General features: G+C 48.5%; 22 protein-coding genes. 12 read left to right on the forward strand and 10 right to left on the reverse strand.

Annotated elements, in window-relative coordinates:
* Positions 1–3 precede the first annotated feature (3 nt).
* Positions 4–855 carry an ion transporter gene (locus tag XMD564_RS01460; RefSeq protein ID WP_173507674.1) on the reverse strand — a complete coding sequence of 284 codons (852 nt, stop codon included), beginning with the start codon at positions 853–855 and terminating at the stop codon, positions 4–6.
* 119 nt (positions 856–974) lie between these two features.
* Here XMD564_RS01460 and XMD564_RS01465 point away from each other — a divergent pair, with 119 nt between their 5' ends.
* A complete protein-coding gene (locus XMD564_RS01465; RefSeq protein ID WP_173495227.1) occupies positions 975–2,012 on the forward strand; it encodes a quinone-dependent dihydroorotate dehydrogenase in 1,038 nt (345 codons plus the stop codon).
* Positions 2,013–2,039: 27 nt separating this feature from the next.
* Here XMD564_RS01465 and XMD564_RS01470 read toward each other — a convergent pair whose 3' ends face one another.
* Positions 2,040–2,531, reverse strand: coding sequence for a peptide-methionine (S)-S-oxide reductase (locus tag XMD564_RS01470; protein ID WP_173507675.1), 492 nt, complete (start codon positions 2,529–2,531; stop codon positions 2,040–2,042).
* Between the two features lie 99 nt (positions 2,532–2,630).
* Positions 2,631–2,837, reverse strand: coding sequence for a ribosome modulation factor (rmf, locus tag XMD564_RS01475; protein ID WP_173480583.1), 207 nt, complete (start codon positions 2,835–2,837; stop codon positions 2,631–2,633).
* 275 nt (positions 2,838–3,112) lie between these two features.
* On the opposite strand from rmf, the gene rlmKL reads away from it, so the two are divergent.
* Both rlmKL and XMD564_RS01485 read left to right on the forward strand, forming a co-directional pair.
* Positions 3,113–5,275 (forward strand): bifunctional 23S rRNA (guanine(2069)-N(7))-methyltransferase RlmK/23S rRNA (guanine(2445)-N(2))-methyltransferase RlmL, encoded by a 2,163-nt coding sequence (gene rlmKL / locus XMD564_RS01480; protein ID WP_173507676.1) that lies wholly within the window; start codon positions 3,113–3,115, stop codon positions 5,273–5,275.
* Between the two features lie 244 nt (positions 5,276–5,519).
* Complete coding sequence (locus XMD564_RS01485; protein ID WP_173505656.1) at positions 5,520–6,734, forward strand: ammonium transporter; 1,215 nt, start codon at positions 5,520–5,522, stop codon at positions 6,732–6,734.
* A 351-nt stretch (positions 6,735–7,085) separates the two neighbouring features.
* On the opposite strand, the gene XMD564_RS01490 is transcribed toward XMD564_RS01485, so the two are convergent.
* Positions 7,086–7,568 carry a peptidylprolyl isomerase gene (locus XMD564_RS01490; RefSeq protein WP_173480586.1) on the reverse strand — a complete coding sequence of 161 codons (483 nt, stop codon included), beginning with the start codon at positions 7,566–7,568 and terminating at the stop codon, positions 7,086–7,088.
* 317 nt (positions 7,569–7,885) lie between these two features.
* On the opposite strand from XMD564_RS01490, the gene XMD564_RS01495 reads away from it, so the two are divergent.
* The 4 genes from XMD564_RS01495 to XMD564_RS01510 are packed head-to-tail and all read left to right on the forward strand — an operon-like array spanning position 7,886 to position 10,407.
* Positions 7,886–8,449, forward strand: a complete 564-nt coding sequence (locus tag XMD564_RS01495; RefSeq protein ID WP_173507677.1) for a glutathione peroxidase — start codon at positions 7,886–7,888, stop codon at positions 8,447–8,449.
* Between the two features lie 7 nt (positions 8,450–8,456).
* Positions 8,457–9,446, forward strand: coding sequence for an NAD(P)/FAD-dependent oxidoreductase (locus XMD564_RS01500; protein ID WP_173507678.1), 990 nt, complete (start codon positions 8,457–8,459; stop codon positions 9,444–9,446).
* A 26-nt stretch (positions 9,447–9,472) separates the two neighbouring features.
* Positions 9,473–10,159 carry a M48 family metallopeptidase gene (locus XMD564_RS01505; RefSeq protein WP_173507679.1) on the forward strand — a complete coding sequence of 229 codons (687 nt, stop codon included), beginning with the start codon at positions 9,473–9,475 and terminating at the stop codon, positions 10,157–10,159.
* Between the two features lie 44 nt (positions 10,160–10,203).
* Positions 10,204–10,407, forward strand: a complete 204-nt coding sequence (locus tag XMD564_RS01510; protein ID WP_173507680.1) for a hypothetical protein — start codon at positions 10,204–10,206, stop codon at positions 10,405–10,407.
* On the opposite strand, the gene XMD564_RS11460 is transcribed toward XMD564_RS01510, so the two are convergent.
* Both XMD564_RS11460 and XMD564_RS01515 read right to left on the reverse strand, forming a co-directional pair.
* On the reverse strand, positions 10,404–10,538 hold the full coding sequence (locus tag XMD564_RS11460) for a hypothetical protein (RefSeq protein ID WP_256415742.1): 135 nt from the start codon (positions 10,536–10,538) through the stop codon (positions 10,404–10,406). The two genes, XMD564_RS01510 and XMD564_RS11460, sit on opposite strands and share 4 nt — an antisense overlap.
* Before the next feature lie 25 nt (positions 10,539–10,563).
* Positions 10,564–11,139 (reverse strand): TIGR04211 family SH3 domain-containing protein, encoded by a 576-nt coding sequence (locus XMD564_RS01515; RefSeq protein WP_173507681.1) that lies wholly within the window; start codon positions 11,137–11,139, stop codon positions 10,564–10,566.
* Between the two features lie 103 nt (positions 11,140–11,242).
* On the opposite strand from XMD564_RS01515, the gene XMD564_RS01520 reads away from it, so the two are divergent.
* On the forward strand, positions 11,243–12,055 hold the full coding sequence (locus XMD564_RS01520) for a mechanosensitive ion channel family protein (protein WP_173480592.1): 813 nt from the start codon (positions 11,243–11,245) through the stop codon (positions 12,053–12,055).
* A 30-nt stretch (positions 12,056–12,085) separates the two neighbouring features.
* On the opposite strand, the gene XMD564_RS01525 is transcribed toward XMD564_RS01520, so the two are convergent.
* From XMD564_RS01525 to mqo, 3 genes are all read right to left on the reverse strand, one after another.
* Entirely contained in the window at positions 12,086–14,245 is a 2,160-nt protein-coding gene (locus XMD564_RS01525) for a hypothetical protein (protein ID WP_371740230.1), read from the reverse strand.
* 2 nt (positions 14,246–14,247) lie between these two features.
* A complete protein-coding gene (gene yidD, locus XMD564_RS01530) occupies positions 14,248–14,553 on the reverse strand; it encodes a membrane protein insertion efficiency factor YidD (RefSeq protein WP_371740231.1) in 306 nt (101 codons plus the stop codon).
* A 78-nt stretch (positions 14,554–14,631) separates the two neighbouring features.
* Positions 14,632–16,134 (reverse strand): malate dehydrogenase (quinone), encoded by a 1,503-nt coding sequence (mqo, locus tag XMD564_RS01535; protein ID WP_173480594.1) that lies wholly within the window; start codon positions 16,132–16,134, stop codon positions 14,632–14,634.
* A gap of 284 nt (positions 16,135–16,418) precedes the next feature.
* Between mqo and XMD564_RS01540 the strand changes: the two genes are divergently transcribed.
* Positions 16,419–16,958 carry a pyridoxamine 5'-phosphate oxidase family protein gene (locus XMD564_RS01540; RefSeq protein WP_173480595.1) on the forward strand — a complete coding sequence of 180 codons (540 nt, stop codon included), beginning with the start codon at positions 16,419–16,421 and terminating at the stop codon, positions 16,956–16,958.
* A gap of 10 nt (positions 16,959–16,968) precedes the next feature.
* Here XMD564_RS01540 and XMD564_RS01545 read toward each other — a convergent pair whose 3' ends face one another.
* On the reverse strand, positions 16,969–18,357 hold the full coding sequence (locus XMD564_RS01545; protein WP_173507683.1) for a PhoH family protein: 1,389 nt from the start codon (positions 18,355–18,357) through the stop codon (positions 16,969–16,971).
* Positions 18,358–18,526: 169 nt separating this feature from the next.
* Here XMD564_RS01545 and ppnN point away from each other — a divergent pair, with 169 nt between their 5' ends.
* From ppnN to XMD564_RS01560, 3 genes are all read left to right on the forward strand, one after another.
* Positions 18,527–19,894, forward strand: coding sequence for a nucleotide 5'-monophosphate nucleosidase PpnN (gene ppnN, locus XMD564_RS01550; RefSeq protein ID WP_173507684.1), 1,368 nt, complete (start codon positions 18,527–18,529; stop codon positions 19,892–19,894).
* Positions 19,895–20,030: 136 nt separating this feature from the next.
* Positions 20,031–20,813: a class II glutamine amidotransferase gene (locus XMD564_RS01555; RefSeq protein ID WP_173488605.1), complete on the forward strand. Its 783-nt coding sequence runs from the start codon at positions 20,031–20,033 to the stop codon at positions 20,811–20,813.
* A 1-nt stretch (position 20,814) separates the two neighbouring features.
* On the forward strand, positions 20,815–22,401 hold the full coding sequence (locus XMD564_RS01560) for an AMP-binding protein (protein WP_173507685.1): 1,587 nt from the start codon (positions 20,815–20,817) through the stop codon (positions 22,399–22,401).

Below are 22,401 nucleotides of genomic sequence, written 5' to 3' on the forward strand. Positions count from 1 at the left end.
CCGTTAACTTTTGGGTGAGCGTTTTTCAGACTCGAGTGTTTGAATTTGCTCCAACGAAGTCACCGCTTTATTGAGGTTTTGTTCTATTCGCTCTAAACGAGCTTCAAGCATCTGAAGGCGTCGCACCATGGCGTCTTCCCGGTCATTTTTCTCCTCTTCCTCTTTTTCGATAAAAAAGACAGAGAAGCTTGCGGTCAGCATTGAAAAGATCGCGATGCCAACCAAAATTAGAAGCATGCCAACGATACGCCCCTCAAGGGTGGTTGGAACAAGGTCGCCGTAGCCGACGGTTGTCATCGTGACCCAAGCCCACCAGAAGCCATCGATTGGGTTTTTAAACGCCGGATCCAGTCCAGAGATGAGGAAGGCAGCTAGTATCAGAAATCCTAGTGCGATCGCCAGAGTTACTCCAAGGTTATGCCGGCCTAACACCGAGCGAAGATCGCTAGATAGTCGTGTGAATATACTGGCAAAAATCAGCAGTCTCAGTGATCTTAAGACCCCGCTTTGCAGGCCTAAAGCGTTCAATAAAATCGGAATTCCGGTCAGCACGATGACCAGGCTCATCCAGTTGCCTTTTAGGTATCGCAGTCTGTTGTCTACTAACGCCAACGTAACTACCAGATCTAAGGTAAAAAAGCCCCAGATCACCCAGTCGTTCAAACCGATAATGGCGAGCTGTTCGTGATGGTTTGTGGTTTGAAAATACCAGTCGATCAGTATCCAAAACGCCAGAAACAGAAGTGGCCACTCAAAAATGCTTCCCCACTGTTTGGCTCTGTGGTTCTCTCTAACATCAACGCCTTGGACCCCTAAAATGCCCATTAAACGGTTGTGCTTATTGTGCTGAGTCACCGGCTGATCTCCTGAATAGATAGATGAATATTATTTATGACACCGGTGACTTAAGCAAACTGTCATTCAGATTGACCACTCTGTATAATTCGCACAACTAAAATTTCGATTGGATAATCATGTTATACGACTTAGCCCGCTCTTTGATGTTTCGCTTAGATGCCGAGAAGTCTCACGACCTTGCACTGAGCAGTATGAACTTGGCCGCCGATCTGGGTATGCCGAAGCTTCTTGGTGCGAAAATGGTGGACGCTCCGACGGAAGTCATGGGGATTCGTTTCCCCAACCCCGTTGGATTGGCCGCGGGTCTGGACAAGAACGCGGGTGCTATCAACGGTCTGGCGGCCATGGGTTTTGGTTTTGTTGAAGTCGGTACCGTGACTCCTCGTCCACAACCGGGCAACCCTAAACCTCGTCTATTCCGTATTCCTGAGCACAGCGCGATCATCAATCGCATGGGTTTTAATAACCTGGGTGTGGATCGCCTGATTGAGAACGTTGAAGCGTCTAACTTTAAAGGCGTACTGGGTATCAACATTGGTAAGAACAAAGATACCCCTAATGAAAATGCGGCCGATGATTACCTAATCTGTTTGCGTAAGGTCTACCCCTACGCTACTTATATAACAGTTAACATCTCCTCTCCGAACACGCCAGGTCTTCGTGATCTTCAGCAGGGCGATAGTCTCAACCTTCTTTTGGACATGCTGAAGAATGAACAAGCCCGCTTGGCAGGTATTCACGGCAAATACGTCCCGATCGCGATCAAAATTGCGCCCGACATGGATGAAGAGGGTTTCGTAACGACTGCTAATCTACTTAAAACCTACGAGATGGATGGTGTGATTGCGACCAATACCACCATTGAACGAGGTGGTGTAGAGAGCTCTGAATTTGCGAAAGAGGCGGGTGGTTTGAGCGGTGCTCCAGTACGCAACCTATCGACTCGTGCGATCCAAATCTTGGCGCGTGAGTTGGATGGTGCTTTGCCTATCATAGGTGCTGGTGGTATCACTGAAGGTTTTGACGCTGTCGAGAAGATCGAGGCGGGTGCTAGCTTGGTTCAGGTCTACACAGGTTTTATCTACCGTGGTCCTAAACTGATCACTGAAGCGGCTGAAGCGATTCGTGATCGTCGTTTGTTGGGACACCGTTAAGTTCAACGCTTTGACACTGAATAGCCGCTATCGATTAGCGGCTTTTTTGTATTTATAGAGCAGTGCTAACGGGATGTGGCAGAAACTATGATCCTCTGGATGACGTGTCAGTCGGTCCTGGTGCTCGTCATCACTTTTGACATAGTTGGATAGGGGGAGTACCTCAATAGCCAGCTGTTTATAATCCTCGCGGCTTTTGAGTATTCGGTGTGCTTCGTCCAAGTGTTCGCGCTCTCGACTGTAGATCCCCGTTCTGTATTTGGGACCAATATCTTGGCCTTGTTGGTTGATGCTGTAGGGATCGATTATTTCAAACAAGCACTCGATCAGCTCGACTAGGGCTATCTGTTCAGGGTTGAAGTCGATCTGTACACACTCCGCATAGCCATCGTACCCAACGTCTGTCCTGTTAGACGTGCCATTGGCTCGACCTGCTTGCGTGGAGATGACGCCAGGAACATGCCGAATGAACTCTTGGACACCCCATAGGCAGCCCCCAGCAAAGTAAATCTGTTCCATTAGCCCTGCTTAACATTGGTGTTTAACTGTGAAGTGAGGATCTTAAAACGAAAAAGGCTCCTATGGGTATCATTAGGAGCCTTACTTGATTAAATGTTGTTAGTGATAACTTGGATTGACCTGTATCGCTGAAACACCTGATTGGCCATTCCAGTGGGCTTCTCGCCCTTCGCGCCATCCTGTCATCCAGTGGCTGCGTAAGTCTGTCGTTGATACCGGACAATCTGACTGTGATTTACCCTCCAGTCCGGCAGTAAAACCGCGTTTGTATAGTGAATTGCTACGTTCTCGTTTCTGTCTTTTCATATATACGCCTCGTATTGAGTGAGTATCTGCTTTCGCAGTGATGTTTTGGCGACAACAATTGGTAGTCACAACCTAGTAATAGACCAGATTGGCAATTTTAAGTAATTGTATTGCTCAATTTAAATTCCCCTTCTAATAGGTTTAGCCTTTTCGCGTCAGCAGCAAAGTCGGCTGAATCAGTGACTTACAGATGAAGCGTAATGCTTTAAAATAGAGCCAATATAGCGGATGAAAATTTTTCATTTCATTCGGCGTTAACCAAATTGAGTGTTGAAATGAAATTATTCGTTACCTGCCCTAAGGGCGTTGAGTCTTTACTGCTAGCCGAGTTGAAGTCGATCGGTATAGAGGGGTTAAAAGAGACTCAAGCAGGGGTTCAGGTAGAGGGTGATCTTGCCACAGCTTATACGATCTGTTTGTGGTCACGTCTTGCAAACCGAGTACTGCTGCTCTTGAAAGAGGCTGATGCGACCTCGACAGAAGCACTCTATAACGATGTTAAGTCGATTAATTGGCTGGAGCACATTCGGGCTGAAGGGACGTTAGCCGTTGATTTTAACGGCCGTAATGAGTCGATCAACAACACCCACTTTGGCGCTCTTAAAGTGAAAGATGCGATTGTTGACTCCGTTCGTGAAGAGACCGGCAGTCGCCCCTCTGTTGCCAAACAGTACCCTGATCTGCGCATCAATGTTCATCTGCGCAGAACGACAGCTCAGGTAGCGATTGATCTATCCGGTGAGAGTCTGCACCGCCGTGGATACCGACTTCAAACCGGTGCCGCACCGCTTAAAGAGAATCTTGCAGTAGCGCTATTAATGCGTGCGGGTTGGTCCAATCAAGGTGACTTTAAACAGCTCGTCGATCCTATGTGTGGCTCGGGAACTTTAATCACTGAAGCAGCATTGATGATGGCGGATATTGCGCCGGGTCTGTTACGTCGTCGCTGGGGCTTTGATCGTTGGTGCCAACACCAGCCGTCTATCTGGCAAGAGATCTACCAAGATGCAAAACAGCGCCGTGAAGCAGGGCTAAACAGAGAGGGTTACCCTCGTCTAAGTGGTTTTGATGCCGATTCAAGCGTTCTGCAGCGTGCAAACAACAACGCTCAAGCCTTAGGTGTCGAATCACTCGTCCATTTTGAACGTTGTGATCTGGCCAGCTTGTCACTTCCAACGCCTGAAGATAAAGGGCTGTTAATTACTAACCCCCCTTATGGTGAGCGATTGGGTGATCGTTCAAGTCTAAGATTTCTCTACAGCCAGCTGGGTGATTTCTTAAAAGCCCAAGCGCATCACTGGCGTGTGGGGGTGTTCACTTCGAACCCTGAGCTTGGCAAGGTGATGGGTCTGCGTGCAGACAAGCTCTACAAGCTCTTTAATGGCGCACTGCCCAGTCAATTATTGCTATTTACCGTCTACCCGCAGGAGGGTGTGCCGCAAAACAGTGCAGATTCCGATTCGGATGTTGCGCACCAAGGTAGTGCACCCCTGTCTGAAGGGGCGCTGATGTTAGAGAACCGACTTAAGAAAAACCTTAAACAGCTCTCTAAGTGGGTGAAACGTGAGTCAATCGAGGCATACCGAGTCTATGACGCTGATTTGCCAGAGTACGCGGTCGCAATCGATCGATACGCTGATCAGATTGTGGTTCAGGAGTATGCGCCGCCTGCGAAAGTCGATCCTGTAAAGGCCTTTAAGCGACTTCAAGATGTGATGGCCGTTGTAGGAAGAGTGTTTGCTTTGGGCACAGACTCGATTGTATTGAAACAACGCAAGCGTCAGCAGGGCAGCGATCAGTATCAACGACAGACCGAACAGGGTGAGACGCTGACGGTACAAGAGCATGGCTGTCTGTTCGAGGTCAACCTAAGAGATTACCTAGATACAGGTCTTTTCCTAGACCATCGTCCTGTTAGGCAACAGATTCAGTCTCTCGCTAAGGGTAAACGTTTCCTAAATCTTTTCTGTTACACCGCTACCGCCAGTGTCCATGCGGCTGCCGGTGGTGCGATCAGCACGACCAGTGTCGATATGTCGGCAACCTACCTCGATTGGGCCCGACGCAATTTTGAACTGAACAAACTTGACGCTAAACGTGCTGATTTTGTTCAAGCGGACTGTATTCAGTGGCTTGATCGCCCTCGTTCAGAGACCTTCGATCTCATCTTTATGGATCCACCGACCTTCTCTAACTCTAAGAGAATGTCTGACATCCTAGATGTGCAGCGTGACCACGTTATGCTGATTAAAGGGGCAATGGCGTTGCTTGAACCCGGTGGGCTTCTGATCTTTTCAAATAACTATCGCCGCTTTAAGTTGGACTACGAGCAGCTCGACGCTTTTGAGATTGTGGATACTTCTCATCGTACGATTGATCCTGATTTCAAACGTAACTCGAAGATTCACTACAGCTTTGAGATCCGCCATAAGGCATAAAATTCGTTTAATGCCCAAAGTTGGTACGTTACTTGCTAACTAATGCACAGTCTTGCAGCACGGAGTTTGCTGAAAGTGAGTGATTAGTTTTTAAGTTATTGAAAGTAGATAGAAAAAACATTTTATCTTTTTTTATTAAGCCGTCTAAAACTCATCGCATAGTCATTAAATGCACCAAAAGTGTGCATGAAATATAGAGCTGCACCCTATATGTGCATTTCTAAGCAATTTGAGGAGATTAAGGGTGGAAACGATCAACAGTGCCGTTGAAACACTGGTACAAAGTTCCAATACACTATTCATTTTGATGGGTGCCATCATGGTATTCGCGATGCATGCTGGCTTCGCATTCCTTGAGGTAGGTACTGTCCGTCATAAAAACCAGGTCAACGCACTGGTTAAGATCATGACCGACTTCGGTTTCTCTGCAGTGGTCTACTTCTTTGTTGGCTACTGGATTGCCTACGACGTCACCTTCTTTGCCGATGCAGCCACTTTAGCGGAAGGTAACGGCTATGAGTTGGTGAAATTCTTCTTCCTAATGACCTTTGCGGCAGCGATTCCTGCAATTATCTCGGGTGGTGTGGCTGAGCGTGCTCGCTTCTACCCAATGCTTATCGCAGCTGCACTCTGTGTGGGTCTAGTCTACCCGTTCTTCGAGGGCATCATCTGGAACGGTAACTTCGGTTTCCAGGGCTGGCTTGAAGAGACCTTTGGTGCAGGCTTCCACGACTTCGCTGGTTCTGTCGTAGTCCACGGTGTCGGTGGTTGGATCGGCCTAGCGGCTGTTTTGGTTCTAGGTTCACGTAAAGGTCGTTACCGTAACGATCGTGTTGTGGCGTTCCCACCATCAAACATTCCATTCCTCGCTCTAGGTGCATGGATCCTATGTATCGGTTGGTTTGGCTTCAACGTGATGTCGGCTCAAACACTGGACGGTATCTCTGGTCTGGTTGCAGTCAACAGCTTGATGGCAATGGTCGGCGGCATCATCGTTGCGACCCTTCTTGGTAAGAACGACCCAGGCTTCATTCACAACGGTCCGCTTGCGGGTCTTGTTGCGATCTGTGCTGGTTCTGACGTTCTACACCCAATTGGCTCGCTGTTTGTAGGTGGTATTGCCGGTGCACTATTTGTTTGGCTGTTCACACTGGCTCAGAATAAGTGGAAGATCGATGACGTTCTGGGTGTATGGCCTCTACACGGTCTATGTGGCGCCTGGGGTGGTATTGCAGCAGGTATCTTCGGTAGCCAAGCACTAGGCGGTCTTGGTGGCGTAAGCCTAGGTGCTCAGGTTGTGGGTACTCTTGCAGGTATCGCAGTGGCCTTGATCGGTGGCTTCCTGGTTTACGGTATTGTGAATGCAGTAGCGGGCATCCGTCTGGATGAAGAGGACGAGTTCCGTGGTGCGGATCTAAGTATTCACCGTATCGAAGCCACTTCGGATGATCGCAAATAAGCGATTGATCCCGTTGCTCTAGGGAACCTGCGAATAAGTCCATGGCATCTCAGGCTTACAGTCGAATTCATCATCAAGGCGTGGTTTCGAAGGCCTAGCGGGCTAAGTCAAGAAAGCGCAACACAGAGGGTGGATTTGACTGTAAGCCCCCAAGGGCGTGGCCTGCAATATGCATCTACTGCGTTGCTCCTCTTGCTAAGGGCTACGGCCATTAGCGGCGAGAAGCGCCTTGTATCTGCACATTTCAGGTCTCGCTGAGATACTATGGACTTGTTCGCAGGTTCCCTTGCAACAATCACAAAAAAGCCGAGTTACTTAACTCGGCTTTTTTAATGTTAGATCGATGGTGGATTAGTGGTGGTGACCGCCAGCTCCATGAACATGACCGTGCTCAACTTCTTCAGCGGTTGCTTCACGTACTTCAACCACTTCAACATCAAAGTTGAGCGTTTCACCAGCAAGCTGGTGGTTGCCATCAAGAGTGATCTGGTCGCCTTCAACTTTAACAACGGTTACAGGCTGCTCCCCCCAAGGTGTTTGAGCCATAAACTGCATGCCAACATCGATATCATCAACGCCTTGGAACGCGCTGCGATCAACTTCTTGGATCAATTCATCACGAATCTCGCCATAGCCTTCAGCCGGTTCAACGGTAACCTGAAGTGCATCACCAACCGCTTTACCAGTTAGGGCGTTTTCTAGACCGGGAATGATGTTTTGAGCACCTTGTAGGTAGACAAGAGGATCCTGTCCTACAGAGCTATCAATCGTCTCGCCCAGAGCATTGGTAAGAGTGTAGTGAATAGAGACAACAGTTTTGTCAGCGATTTGCATCTTTCTCTCCTTATATTGGAGATGCAGACCATTAGTGAATCGCAGTGCTCCGTGAATGTAGGCGACTATGCTAACAAACTACAAGGGCAGGTTGTAGGGTAAATCACCGATGACTAAGAGCCGATGACAGGCTGAAGCCAGTCACGGTTACTCCGTAGATAGTTCAAAGCACCGGTGACAGTAATTTGCTCCTGCAATTACCGCATACAGCACATCCGTGTACTTAACAGGTTTCAACCTGTCATCCTCTGTATCGGTCATCCGAAACCTCTATCTGAGCGTAAATATTGAAGTAAAAATCAACACCGAGGCGCACAATGAAGCTTATGAAAATATTAACCCTACTGGCAGCCGTTTTTGGCTTTAAAACAGCCTCAGCTGATACTTGCACTAACGTGCTGAATCATACCGTTCGTGAGCTGGCTGGTGAAAAAGAGGTCAACCTCTGTGAAGAGTACAAAGACAAAGTGGTCTTGATCGTCAATACAGCCAGTAAGTGTGGTTTTACCGGGCAGTATGAAGGTCTTGAAGCGATGCATGCTAAGTACAAAGACCAAGGCTTTGCAGTGTTAGGTTTCCCTAGCGGTGATTTTGCCAACCAGGAGTATCGTGAGGAGGGGCAGATCAGAGAGTTTTGTCGTTTAACTTACGGTGTGAAGTTCCCGATGTTTGAGAAGTCAGTGGTTCGTGGTGATCAAGCGAGTCCTCTATGGGCGGATTTGATTGCTGCGACAGGAACCGCTCCGAAATGGAATTTCTACAAGTACTTGATTGGCCGTGATGGTAAAGTCATTGATGTCTACTCAAGTGTCACTTCGCCCGAAAACAGAGGCTTTATTAATACCGTTGAAAAAGCCATTGCGGAAGAGCCCAACTCATAGGAACAATATGCCAAGGATAGCCATTATCGGCGCTGGTTTAGCCGGCGCTACACTCGCCAATAGACTGACCTCTTCAGGTTTTACTGTTGATCTATTTGAAAAATCACGAGGAACGGGTGGGCGATTGGCCTCTACTCGCCTGGGTCAACTCTCTGCTGACCTAGGTGCTCCCTATCTAGATGGCTGTTCCAGCGAGTTTGAGCGTTTCTTAAATGCGTATGTCGAAACGGGTGTGATTGAGACCTGGAGTACTACGCGCTCCGATTTTAGCCTCACACAACATGAATCCGTTGAGTACAAGATCGGTGCGGGTCGTAACAGCCTGTTTACTCGTGAACTACTCAAAGGCACTACGCTTCACACTGAAACCCGTATTGGTGTAGTGTGGAGCGATAAGCAGGGTGTACTCATTCGAGATGATCAAGGTGAACTGATCGACTATTTTGATGCGGTAGTTGTTGCCGCCCCCGCGCCACAGGCGGTGCCACTTCTGGAAACCTCACCACGCTTTGCTCATCGCGCTGAGCAAGCAGCAACTTCAGCCAATTGGATTGCACTGTTTCAGTTAGAGAAGCGACCATCGCGTTTAGACGGAGTCTCTGTAATTGAGGGAGAGCATCCGGAGTTCTATCGTATCGTGGTCGAGAGTGACAAACCCGGCCGAGAGGGTCTATTGGTTCGAGTTGAAATGCGTGAATCTTGGAGCGAATCACACATTGATGATGACCGAGAGCTTCTTCTGAAAAAAATTGAGGGCTTATTCTCTGAGTGGCTGGGTGAATCGATAGAGCCTAGCGCCTCAAAAATTCACCGTTGGCTCTACAGTCGAACTCTGCAGAGTGCTCAATTAACGGAACCTCTGTGGGATGCTGAACTTTCGATTGGCGCCTGTGGAGACTGGATTAATGAGCCCGGTTTGGCAGGAGCTTGGAACAGTGCCAATGAATTGGCCGATGTCATTATTGACTCTTATAGTGCAAGCGGTAGTCTGTTGTAACACCCGGATTGTTAAGATGGCACAGATTGATAGAGTTCGAATATACCCTAGAGCGATCCAGTAGACGTCGAACTCTGTCGATTCAAATCGACATGGGTAGAGTCGTTGTCAAAGCACCACTATTCATTAGTGAGGCTGATATTCAGCAATGGGTTCTGAGTAAACAGGCCTGGGTCACGCCTAGGCTAGTACAACAGCAGCAGGCACTGAGTAAGCACTCCATTGATCTGCATTCAGAGACTCTGATCGTTAACGGCATCAACTACCAACTTGAGCAGGTCACTCAATTAACACCGGAAGAGCAAAGGGTCTGTCATACTAGCCGTTCCGTCAGGGTTAAAGTCAATGCGCGCTCAACAGATCAGTCAATCAGACGACAGCTTCAAGCTTCGCTAAAGGGGGCTGCCCAACAGCAGTTAATTGCACGTTCTGAACAGTTATCGAGTTTCACTGGTCTAAAGCCCTCATCCGTCAATATAGGCAGCTATACGAGTAAATGGGGGCAGTGTTCGAGTCGCGGTGAGATCACGCTTAACTGGCGATTGATACACCTTTCACACACTCTGCAGGACTATGTGATCATTCACGAACTCTGTCATTTGAAAGAGATGAACCACAGTCCACGCTTTTGGGCCCTGGTCAGCCGCTTCTTTCCAGACTATCAATTGGCCAAACAAGAGATAAAAGATCGCTTTGCCTACTTAAAGTGGTAGAAGTAAGTTGTTAGACTGGCTTGAATATTTATTAGAGGTGTACGGTGCAATCGTTTCTATTTTCGACTGAAGATGATCGTGGTGGTGTGATTCTGTGTGATATCGACACCCTTGAAGAGGTCGTACCTTACCTTCAAGCACGATTCAAAGGTGTTATTCGTGTCGAGCAGGGGCGTCGTGCATGGACCATTGAAAATGGGATCGCAGACTTTACGCCACGTCCCATTACCGATGAAGACCTAGTTTAGCGGCGACGCTTTTCCTGGCTGCGCTCTTCGATACGAATCGGCTGCAGAACAGGCTTCTTAGACTGAATATTTGTGCTGATGATGTACACTGCTGCAGCTATACACAGAGCGCCTAGAAAAACCATTTCCATACTCACTTCTCTCTGTTTTTGTTAATTAAAACCACTCATCCTGTCTCTTCTTACGACGAGGAAGGTGGGGAAGGATCAATCCAACGACCAAACCTGCTAAGGCGATCAGTCCGCCATGCGTTAACCAGCGCATTAGGTTTGATTGATCCATATTAGCGACTTGAAACTCAAGTTCGCGAATCCGTTTATCTTTGATGACAAGCTCTGTGGTCGAGTCAGTCGCTTCATCGCGGTAGCTTGCCAACTCTGTTTCGAGTTGGGCGATTTGATCGTTTCTCTTTGCCAAATCTTCACTAAGCGACGCGACCTGCTGCTTTAGATCCGGTAGCTCAGTCTGCAGAGCTGTCAGTTTGCTTTGACCCTCTGCTAAGTAGCGAGTGAGAACATAACCCTCTTTGCCATCGGCCAGTTTAATCTTGGTGTAATCTTTGCCGCGCTCTAACAGAGTAACGGGATCGCCACTGCGAACTCTAGAGACGATGCGGTATTCGTAAGAGGGACCGCTGTGCATGAAGAGTTGAACATCATCGGCGATATGGTAATCAGCCGCATAGAGTGGGCTTGACATAAGAAGAGCAAATAGAGAAAAAAATGAACGCATAGATGGGAAACTGCTTTACCTAGGTTATAGTGTAGATATGGGGGTGAATTTATCACTATCAACCTTACCCGCAGCTTAAATTTAGCCTTTTGGACGATTAACTATGCCTGATTTGCAATCTCTTATGGATACCTACTTAGTCCCTTGGTCTATCAATATCGCCACGGCTTTGGCCATCTTTGTGGTGGGTCGTTGGTTGGTCAAATTTGCAACCCGACTGCTTGAGAGAGGGCTGCACCGTACATCAATGGACAATATGCTGGTCAACTTTGTCCGCTCCGTCATCAGCATTCTGTTGACGCTGCTGGTTATCGTTGCCGCGCTGGGTCAATTGGGTGTTGATACCACCTCATTGATCGCTCTGGTCGGTGCCGCAGGTTTGGCAATCGGTCTGGCACTGCAGGACTCGTTGAAAAACTTTGCTGCGGGTGTCTTGCTGATCTTCTTCCGCCCATTCAAAGAGGGTGACTTTGTCGAAGTGGCTGGCATATCCGGCGTAGCTGAAGAGATCACGATTTTTAATACGGTGATGCGTACCGGAGATAACCGCGAAGTGATTGTGCCAAATGGTTCGATCTATTCAGGGATCATCACGAACTACAACCGTAGACCGACACGTCGTATCGATATGATCTTTGGTATCAGTTATGACGATGATCTGCGTAAAGCAAAACAGATCTTAACAGAGGTTGTGACGGCCGATAGTCGAGTCTTGGAGGATCCTGCCCCTAAAATTGCGGTATCAGAATTGGCCGATAGCAGCGTTAATTTCATTGTGCGCCCATGGGTTAAAACCGAAGACTATTGGGAGGTCCGTTGGGCACTGACTGAAGAGATTAAAGTGCGTTTTGATGCTGAGGGAATCTCCATTCCTTACCCGCAAATGGATGTTCATCTAAAAAAAGAGGAGGCCTAAAGCCTCCTCTGATTCTTTACCCTGCGGGTACTAACTCTCATCAGTTGAGAGCCCCAATCGTGCTTTCAGTGTCTGGTTTTCATGGGTTAGCTTCTGTATCTCCAAGCGATGCCCATGAATCACTTCGTACTGACGATCAACTTTCTCCTCTAACACCTTATTCGCATTTTTTAGCTTAGCGAGCTCGTTGTTAAGCTGTTCGTTATTGTCTTGCAGCGACTCAAACAGAGGGCTGTTTTCGGTTTCTGAGCTGCTCAGTTTTAATTCGCTAGCAATGTGAGAGAAGAGCGCTTTCAGATCGGCGGACTCCCGGTCGGAGTAGCGAATAGACTCTTCAATCGCTGAATGTGCACCTGCTGCGCCAATAGAGCCGGCTAATCGTTGCTCGAGTAGTCGATGAAACTCCATCAACTCGACAATGGTGAAATGAGTGCGAGCACCTAGCTGGAGGTCCGTCAAAATGCTGCCAAGTACCTGATCCGCCGCATCACTGCTTAGAAAACGGTTGAGAAGAAGCTCAGCCTCTTGGGTTTTCGGTTCACGCTCAATATAGGCTTCAAGCCCAGTGGGGCGGGCATTGCGATATCGGTCCGTTAACACCTCGTTAGTGGCGTTAAACAGCTCTTCTGTCTGGGCTCTCTCAACCTTACGAGGCTTGTAGAGTTTACTGCCAACCACATACAGCGTGATGTTAAACAAGAGTGACCAGAATACGCCGTGGGCGAGTGGGGGTAAAAATTCCAGTCCAAACAGTGCATTAGGACGCAGCCATGAGTGGCCAAACAATCCATTCGTCATAACACTGGCATCGATCCAACCCTCACCAATCATAGGCGGTAGCACTAAGGTGAAGCCCCAGAGAATAAAGCCAGACAATAAGCCCAGTGCTGCGCCTAAACTATTCCCTTTACGCCAAAATAGACCGATTAACCCAGCGGGTGCTAACTGCAGAACTGCCGCGAACGAGATTAAACCCAATGCAACTAACAAGTAAGGTGCATCGAGTTGGTTGGCAAACAGATGGGCAATTAACGCTATGCCTAGAATGAGTATCCAGCGCAGATGGAGCAGTGAGGCACCTAAATTGAGATTCGGTTTAAAACGACGCCAGATGGGAATCACCAAGTGGTTTGATGTCATCGTTGCTAGGGTAATCAGGGTAACGATCACCATACCCGTTGCAGCGGCAAATCCACCTAGGTAACCCACCAGGGCCATCACTTCACTATTTGCGAGCTTAGGTATCAGTAGAACGAACTGATCACCGGAGCTTTTTGGAAGCCCGAGCAACAGCCCGGCCAGTGCGATAGGAATAACAAATAGGTTGATGCCAAGCGTGTAGATAGGGAAGAGCGTCAGGGCGCTCTTGATGTGTGTCGTACCCGGATTTTCAACGACCGTGACATGAAACTGTCTTGGCAGCATCAAGATGGCGGCAGCACCAAGTATGATTAGGGCAACCCAGGTTAAAAGGCTGTCAGCTCCACCGAAGCTGTAAACCGGTTGTAAGTTGGCCTGCTCCGCCTGTGTGAAGAGATCGTCAAACCCATCAAACAGACCAAAGGTGACAAACAGACCCAGGGCAATGAAGGCAAACAACTTTACCAGACACTCGGCGGCTAACACGGCAATAATGCCCTGGTGGCGCTCAGTGGGATCAATTTTTCGGGCACCGAAAAGAATCGTAATAAACGCGAGCGTCAGTGTGATGATGACAGCCGACCAGCTGCCTTGGGTTGCTGAGTCGTTAGTCAGTACATCAAACGCACTATTGATCGCTCGTAACTGAAGGACGATGTACGGCATCAGTCCTAGAATCGCAATGATGGTCACCAGAGCGGCAATACGCTGAGATCGTCTATATCGCGTTGATATGAAATCGGCAATGGACGTTAAACGAAAACTCTCTTTGGCCAGAACCATTTTTTTGATCGCTTTGGCACCAAAGAGTAGACCTAGAATGGCACCGATATAGATGGCAAAGAACTGGAGTCCGTTCTCAAGCGCGAATCCAACGCTCCCATAGAAAGTCCAAGAGGTAAAAAAGACCGCCAATGAGAGGGCGTAGATGGGTCCCTGGAAGCTAAGGCCAGACTGTTTCCTTACCTTACGCTCAACAAAAATCGCTAATGCAAACAGAAGAGCCATGTAGAGCAGAGCAATGCCTGTAAGGCTGGCAGTAGAAAACACGATCAGTGCTCCTTGTTCTCAGGGTGTGAACAGCCGCAGCTTTGTTCGGCAAGTTCTTGTTGATAACTGCTCTCAAGCTCACTGCCTGGAACCGGATCTATCCCACCATCAGACCCTGGATGGCAGCGTCCAATGCGTTTTAAACCGAGCAGTGTGCCTTTGAGGGGGCCGTACAGTTGAATCGCTTCGATCATATAGTTAGAGCAGGTTGGGTAGAATCGACAGCGCGGACCCAGTACAGGACTGATGAACAGTTGATAGAACCGAACCGTCAGTACGAGAAGATGTTCAAAAAAATGTTTAACCACACCGGACTCCTTATTGACGCAATGGTAGTCCTTTAACGCCAATAAACCAATCCGGTGGGGTCCCAGAAATAGAAAGAGTTAGGCCGCTTGAGAGGCCTTTTTCTCATCCAGTTGTAGTGTCTCAAGCGTTTTAGCCCGCACCGTACGAAGAAGATCGCTATTGGTCGCCAATGATTCACCGTAGGATGGAATCATCTGTTTTAGCTTCTCGGACCAGTTCGACTTCTGCATGCGCTCAGCAAAGCACTCTTCGATGATCGAGATCATCGTGCTGGTTGCCGTTGATGCACCCGGTGATGCGCCCAATAGTGCCGCTATCGAACCATCAGCTGCAGAGATCACCTCTGTACCGAACTCTAGCTTACCCTTGGTTTCATTGCCCGGTTTGATGATTTGGACACGCTGACCGGCGTAAGAGAGTTCCCAATCGTTCTCTTCAGCATCTGGGAAGAAGTTGCGAAGTGACTCTACACGTGAACCGTGCGTCTGCATTACTTCACTGATTAGATATTTGGTCAGATCCATGTTGTTGCGGGCAACTGACATCATTGGCATCAAGTTGTCTGGGCTCAATGACATCGGCAGATCCATCAACGAGCCATTTTTTAGGAACTTAGTAGTGAACCCTGCAAAAGGACCGAACAGCAGTGCTTTTTCACCATTGATAACACGGGTATCCAAGTGGGGTACTGACATGGGTGGCGCACCAATGGGGGCCATGCCGTATACCTTGGCTTGGTGACGCTCGATGACCTCTTTGTTCTTACAGATCAACCACTGACCACTAACTGGGAAGCCGCCGTACCCTTCACCTTCAGGGATGCCAGATTTTTGCAACAGAGGTAGAGCTCCACCACCGGCACCGAGGAAGACAAACTTCGCACGAACTTTGTAGGTGTCTGGCTTAGCAGAGTGTTTCAGTTTGACGCACCAACGGCCATCCTCTTCCTGTTTAAGATCTTGGACTGTTGACGACAGTTTGAGTTCGAAGTTGCCACTAACTTCAAGGAAATTGACCATGAAGCGCGCAAGTTCACCAAAGTTAACGTCCGATCCATATCGCACGCGAGTAGCAGCAATCGGCTGGTTATCTTCGCGGTTTTGCATCACTAGAGGCATCCACTCGCGAATTTGCTCAGGATCTTCGCTGTACTCCATCGCCTCAAAAAGAGGGTGCTGTGAAAGTGCTTGGTGGCGCTTACGAAGGAAATCGACGTTATCTTCACCCCAGACAAAACTGCAGTGGGGCGTTGTGTTGATGAACTTCTTAGGATGAGGAAGCGCACCTTTATTCACAAGGTATGACCAAAACTGCAAGCTGATCTCAAAACATTCGTTAATTGAGAAAGCTTTGCTGCAGTTAATTGAGCCGTCAGCCTGGCGAGGGGTGTAATTCAACTCACAATAGGCTGCGTGCCCAGTACCCGCGTTATTAAGACCATCGGTGCTTTCGCTAGCCACGTGGTTGAGACGTTCGACCATCATCATTTTCAGATTAGGGTCCAGCTCCTGGAGCATAACGGCAAGCGTCGTACTCATCGCTCCTGCGCCAACTAACAATACATCTACTTCTGAATCCATAACTCGACTACCATCTGTGTGTTGAACAAATGTGCCTTACGACTCAATCTCCTATAAGCTTTTGGCAAATAGGCCTTGGAAGTGAGGCGGTGGGTAACAGATAAATGTGTCACCCATATTTCAGTGGTGCCAATTATATTGCGCCGCATCATGGTTTCTAGTCTCTATCGCCTAACTGTTTTGTTATACAGCTATGACAGATAACTATAAGCCACGTAGTTACTGGACTTCGGCGAAATGGACGGTTTTTCAAGATAGACCAATGTCTCAGATGGATGTATCCAATGATCGACTTAAAAAGTCTAAAACCCCTTGAATTGTGGGGATTTGTTGAAGATGCGCTGGTGGAAAAAGGGCACCCTTGGAGGGTGTTTACTCTCTCTACAGTGGATGATGCTGGTCGACCGCAATCACGCTCTGTTGTCTTAAGAGAGATCGAATCGAATAACTGGCTTTTGCGTTTCTATAGTGACTCCCGATCACCAAAAATTTTGCAGCTGCAACATAATCCAAATGTCTCACTCTGCTTCTGGAATCCACAGTTAAAACAGCAGTTACGAGCTGAAGGGTTAGCGACGTTAATGAGTGACAAGGAAGCCATTGATGAACGTTGGGATAGGGTCAAAGAGGGGCCGACGGTTGCGGACTACACGACCAAGTTACCACCGGGTTCAGAAATTGATCCACTGGTGGAATTTGTCGAACAGAACTGGTTCTGTGTGGTGGAGATTAAGATCAGCTCGTTTGATCTTCTGCAGCTAAATCGCGAGGGTCATCAAAGAGTGGCCGTGACCCCAGATGGAGTCACAGCACTGGTACCCTAAAACGGGATGTTTAGAGATGCTCTTCGGCGTATTCGGCCAGTTTAGAGCGGAAGACTCCCTCAAAGTGAACGCTGGCAGAGCCTTCGTAGTCTCTAAAGCGTTCAACAATGTAAGTTAAGCCCGACGTGAGTGCTGTTAGGTAGTTTGAATCAATCTGGGCCAAGTTGCCTAGGCAGACCATCTTGGTGTTTTTACCACAACGAGTCAGGATCGTTTTCATCTGTTGCGGCGTTAGGTTTTGGGCTTCATCAATCAAAACAATGGCGTTCTGAATGCTTCGCCCACGTATGAAGTTGAGAGACTTGAACTGAATGTTAGCCTTCTCAATCGCATACTTAACACTGCTTTGCGGGCGTTCGTCCTGTTCGTGCATCGCTTCTAAGTTATCGTTAATCGCACTCATCCATGGAGTCATCTTCTCCTCTTCGGTGCCTGGTAAAAAGCCGATATCTTCAGCGACCGGTGGCGTCGAGCGAGTGACAATAATTTTATTGTAGCGACGCTGTTCAATAACCAACTCCAGAGCACTGGCTAGGGCAACCAAGGTTTTACCCGAACCGGCGGATCCAAGCAGAACGGCTAGATCAATATTAGGATCCAGCATCGCTTCCATGGCAAAGGCTTGTTGAATATTGATGGGTGAAATGCCCCAGCAGTTTTGCTGCATCAGGTTTTGGTAGCCCAGATCCTGAAGGATGACCTTGTCACCTTCGACACGGCTGGTTTTAGCGGCAAAATCCTGCGAGTCGTCCCAAATATATTCATTAGGGTAGGTCTCTGGCAGCACCTCGCGGTCTACTCTGTGACAGGTGTGCTCGTTTTCGTGATAGCTTTCAACGGAATCAACCCCCTCCCAAAAAGGGGTCTCTAGATGCAGATGGCCCGCTGGGAGTAGATCGATGTCTGATACGAGCTGGTCGGTACGGTAATCCTCAACGCGTTTTAAGCCAGCTCCCATCGCCTTAAGACGCATATTCAAATCTTTAGTGACCAGGATCACCTGGCGCTTAGGAAGCACTCGCTGTAAGTGAAGGGCGCAGTTAATGATGCGGTTGTCTTTATTGTGGTCTGCTGGCAAGAACCCTTTGTCATGAGCCAGTTCATGATCAGGGTAGATGGAGAGCTTACCAAATACGATCTCGCGCTCTTTACCATCCAATAAAATCTGCACACCGTCTAGAATCTCTGAAGGATCTTTGGCGTTGCTCAGAATTTTATCAATTTCGCGAATCGCAGCGCGCGCTTCTGCCGCTACGTTCTTCTTCCGATCTTTGATGTCATCGAGCTCTTCAAGGACGGTCATCGGAATAGCAATATCTTGCTCTTTAAACTCGACAAGACACTTAGGGTCGTGCAACAGCACGTTGGTATCAAGGATATAAAGCTTGGATGCGCTCATTGGCGGTTCCTTCTGCAGCAGAGAGGGATCGATGAAAAACTCACCGATAACTTTAAACTAATCGATGCATTCGCCTTTGGCAAATATGTTCTGCCGATTAGCTGAATGTCATCTATCCTTCATGTATAAACGTAAATAATGACATCGTGATTACGCGAAGGAGAGTGTTATGAGCGATCTATTTGTCAGTGCCAGTGTCAAACCTCTTGAGAGTTTGGATATGCTCTCACCCTATGAAGTAGAGCGTATTCGGGATCGAAGCGATTCTGGGCTATACCCTCTATTTCGCCAATGTGCTTTGGCGGTACTCAACTGCGGTAGTGAGATGGACTGTACGGCCGAAGTGCTTGAGAAATACCAAGATTTTGATGTGCACATCGTCAATAAACACCGTGGTGTGCAGCTGGATCTGATCAATGCACCAGCGTCGGCTTTTGTGGATGGTGAGTTGGTCGATGGTATTCGTGAGCACCTTTTCTCGGTGTTACGAGACCTTGTCTATGTAGTAGACGAGCTTAATGATGTCTGTGAGGGCTTAACGCCAGGTGAAACACTGACCAATACAGTATTTCACATTTTAAGACACGCTAAATCGCTAAGACCCAACATTAAACCCAACATTGTGGTCTGTTGGGGCGGTCACTCTATTGCTCGCCATGAGTACGCCTACACCAAAAAAGTGGGTTACGAACTGGGCTTAAGAGGCCTCAATATCTGTACCGGCTGTGGCCCGGGTGCTATGAAAGGTCCAATGAAAGGGGCCACCATTGCACACGCTAAACAGCGCATTAGCGACCCAAGATACATAGGCATTACTGAACCCGGCATCATTGCGGCTGAATCGCCCAATCCGATTGTCTCTGAACTGATTACCATGCCGGACATTGAAAAACGCCTAGAAGCTTTTGTGCGACTCGGTCATGGCGTCATTGTATTCCCAGGCGGAGCGGGCACAGCAGAAGAGATTCTCTACATGCTTGGCATCTTGCTTCAAGAACAGAATCGCAATGTAGAGATGCCCTTTATCTTTACAGGCCCTGCAGGTAGCGAGGCCTACTTCGAGCAGATCGATCAGTTTGTTAAAGCGACGCTCGGTGAAGAGGCCAGCAAGCTGTATCAGGTTGTGATTGATCATCCGTCGAAAGTGGCTGCATTGATGAAAGAGGGCCTCAACCGAGTCACCGAACAGCGTAAAGAGTCCGGTGAGGCTTACCACTTCAACTGGCAGCTGCAGATACCTTATGAGCTGCAACTGCCTTTTGAACCGACTCACGACAATATGGCTGCGCTGAATCTGCACAAAGATCAGCCGATCTCTGAACTGGCCTCAGAACTTCGTAAAGCACTGTCGGGTATTGTTTCAGGCAACGTTAAAGAGCCTGCTGTTAAAGCGGTTGCGGAAAAGGGGCCTTTCATCCTAGATGGCGATCCCGAGGTGATCACTGCACTCGATAAATTGTTGAATGGATTCATTGAGCAGCGTCGAATGAAGATTGATTTTGCGGGTTACGTTCCCTGCTTTAAGCTTGCTAGTTAACTTAGAAGGATGACTGGCTTTAGCCTGTCATCCGCAATCCAGTTAAGCTCCATGTTTTGGAAAGCTCCAAAATAGAGGTCAGACCCCGGTCGTTTAATCAGTTATACTTCCACTAGCTTAAAGACAGGGAGTCGCTATGTGTGAGTTAATGGGTATGAGTGCTAATGTACCCACCGATATCTGTTTCAGTTTCGCCGGCTTGATGCAGCGTGGCGGTGGTACTGGACCGCACAAGGATGGATGGGGTATCGGTTTCTACGAAGGAAAGGCTCAGCGAGCCTTTCATGATCCGATACCCAGTGTCGACTCACCCATTGCTCAGTTGGTCTGTCACTACCCGATCAAAAGCAAGAACGTCATCAGCCACATTCGCCAAGCCAATGTAGGTTCAGTTAATCTAGAAAATACCCACCCATTCAGTCGCGAACTCTGGGGTTTCACCTGGACCTTTGCTCACAACGGACAGTTGAATCCGGTGATTTTTGATTGGCCTCTGTGCTTTTATAAACCAGTGGGTACCACCGATTCGGAGTATGCCTTCTGTTGGTTGTTGGATCAGGTGCGACTAGCCTTTCCAGAACCTCCCCAAAAAACGGAACCTCTGTTTGAATTGATTACCCAGTGCTGTCATAAGCTTCGTGCGCTAGGGGTTTTCAATATGTTGCTGTGTGACTCCGACTGGCTCTTCACCTACTGCACTACTAAATTGCACTGGATTACCCGGCGCGCGCCTTTTGGAGTGGCTCAGCTAAAAGATTGTGATTTGACGGTCGACTTCAGGGGCGAGACTCAGGAGAACGATATCGTCACAGTGATCGCGACAGAGCCACTGACCGATAACGAGGTGTGGCAGCCTATTCAGACAGGTGAAGCCCGGGTATTCAAAGAGGGAGAGACCTGCTTCTATCGCAGTGAATAAGATGTCTCAATTGCCCCTCTCAATAAGCAGCCTTTCGCAACTACCTCAATGGCTATCAAATCAATACGCCAATGCACCTGCCGTACGGGAGGGTAATACAAAGCTATCCTTCTCTGAGCTGAATGGTCACTGCCGCGCCGTGTCACAATGGTTTGTCGAGGTTCTAAACCTCTCAGCAGGGGATAGAGTCATTGTTCAGATGCCCAATGGTGCTCACTACCCGGTGCTGTTAATGTCGCTTTGGCGTGTCGGTTTGGTTCCAGTCTGTTTGACAACCTCCGCTGATATCACCGAGTTAGAGCGGGTCGCGAAACTGACGCAAGCCAAGGCACTGATTGCCTGTCACTCACACTCTAACTTAGCCGAATTAGCAGTCCGTCGAGGCCATGGCCTAACCACTGTAAGCTGCTCCCCTGAAGACTTTTCAAATTGGTTTCTGTTTCCACTTAAGCGACTTTGGCGCCATATATGCAAACGCTCACCCAATTTGGCGGATTTTCAATTTCGTGAAGCGATTGTCTATCACTCAGACTCCTTGATGCTCAGTGCACGATCAGAGGTGGATGAGGTGGCAATGATACAGCTGACCAGCGCTACCACGGGGCAGGCAAAAGCGGTGCAATTGAGTCACAGAAACCTGCTCAGTAATGTTGGGCAGTTAAATCATCGGCTTGTAGATATCGGTATCTCTGGCCCGCAAAGATTACTGATGCCCTTGCCGATCTATCATAGCTACCCCTCAATGATCTGTTTAATGACCTGGTGTCAGGGTGGGGTGGTTGAGATGGCATCGGATGTCAAAGAGATCAATCAGATTGCAGAGCTGTTTGATCGTTTTCGCCCGACCCTGTTTGCCGGTGTGGCTCCACTCTTTATGGGCTTAGTACAGCATCCGCTCTTTCCTCAACTCGACTTCTCAATGCTCAAATGCACTCTGTCAGGTGGTGCACCACTCAATCAAGCCATTGGTGATCAATGGCAAGCGATCACTCACTGCGTTATCTCGCAGGGCTATGGCCTAACCGAGTGTTCACCCGTTGTGACGCTGGACTCGAGTGGCAGGTTCGTGACCGGCGCAGTCGGTCGACCCCTGCAAGAGACTGAGGTACGTATTCAAGATGAGTCTGGCAGTGAACTGCCTCAAGGCAGTGCAGGAGAGATCTGCATTAGAGGCCCCCAAGTGATGTTGGGGTATGCCGGTCAAGTTGACACCCAGTTTGAGCAAGGTTGGTTTAGGACAGGTGATATAGGACGTGTGGACCCAGATGGTTCACTGCATATGATTGAGCGCCAGTCTGATGTCATCTCACTGGTTGGAAACTTTAAGATTTACCCCTCTGAAGTCGAAGCGCTCATCTCCCAGCACCCTGACATCACCGATTGTGCCTTCGGCAGTTATCAGGAGGATGGCGAAATCAAGCTCCGTCTATTCGTAGTGACCAACAACCGTCGTTTGACGCAGAAAATGATCCGTAACTACTGTCGTCAACGTTTAACGGCCTATAAAGTCCCACATCTTATTGAGCTGAGACGGGCTCTGCCCCATAGCTCTGTCGGTCGAGTATTACGATCGGGACTGGTTGATTAA

This window comes from Marinobacterium sp. xm-d-564, from assembly GCF_013283345.1.
Taxonomy (GTDB): domain Bacteria; phylum Pseudomonadota; class Gammaproteobacteria; order Pseudomonadales; family Balneatricaceae; genus Marinobacterium_E.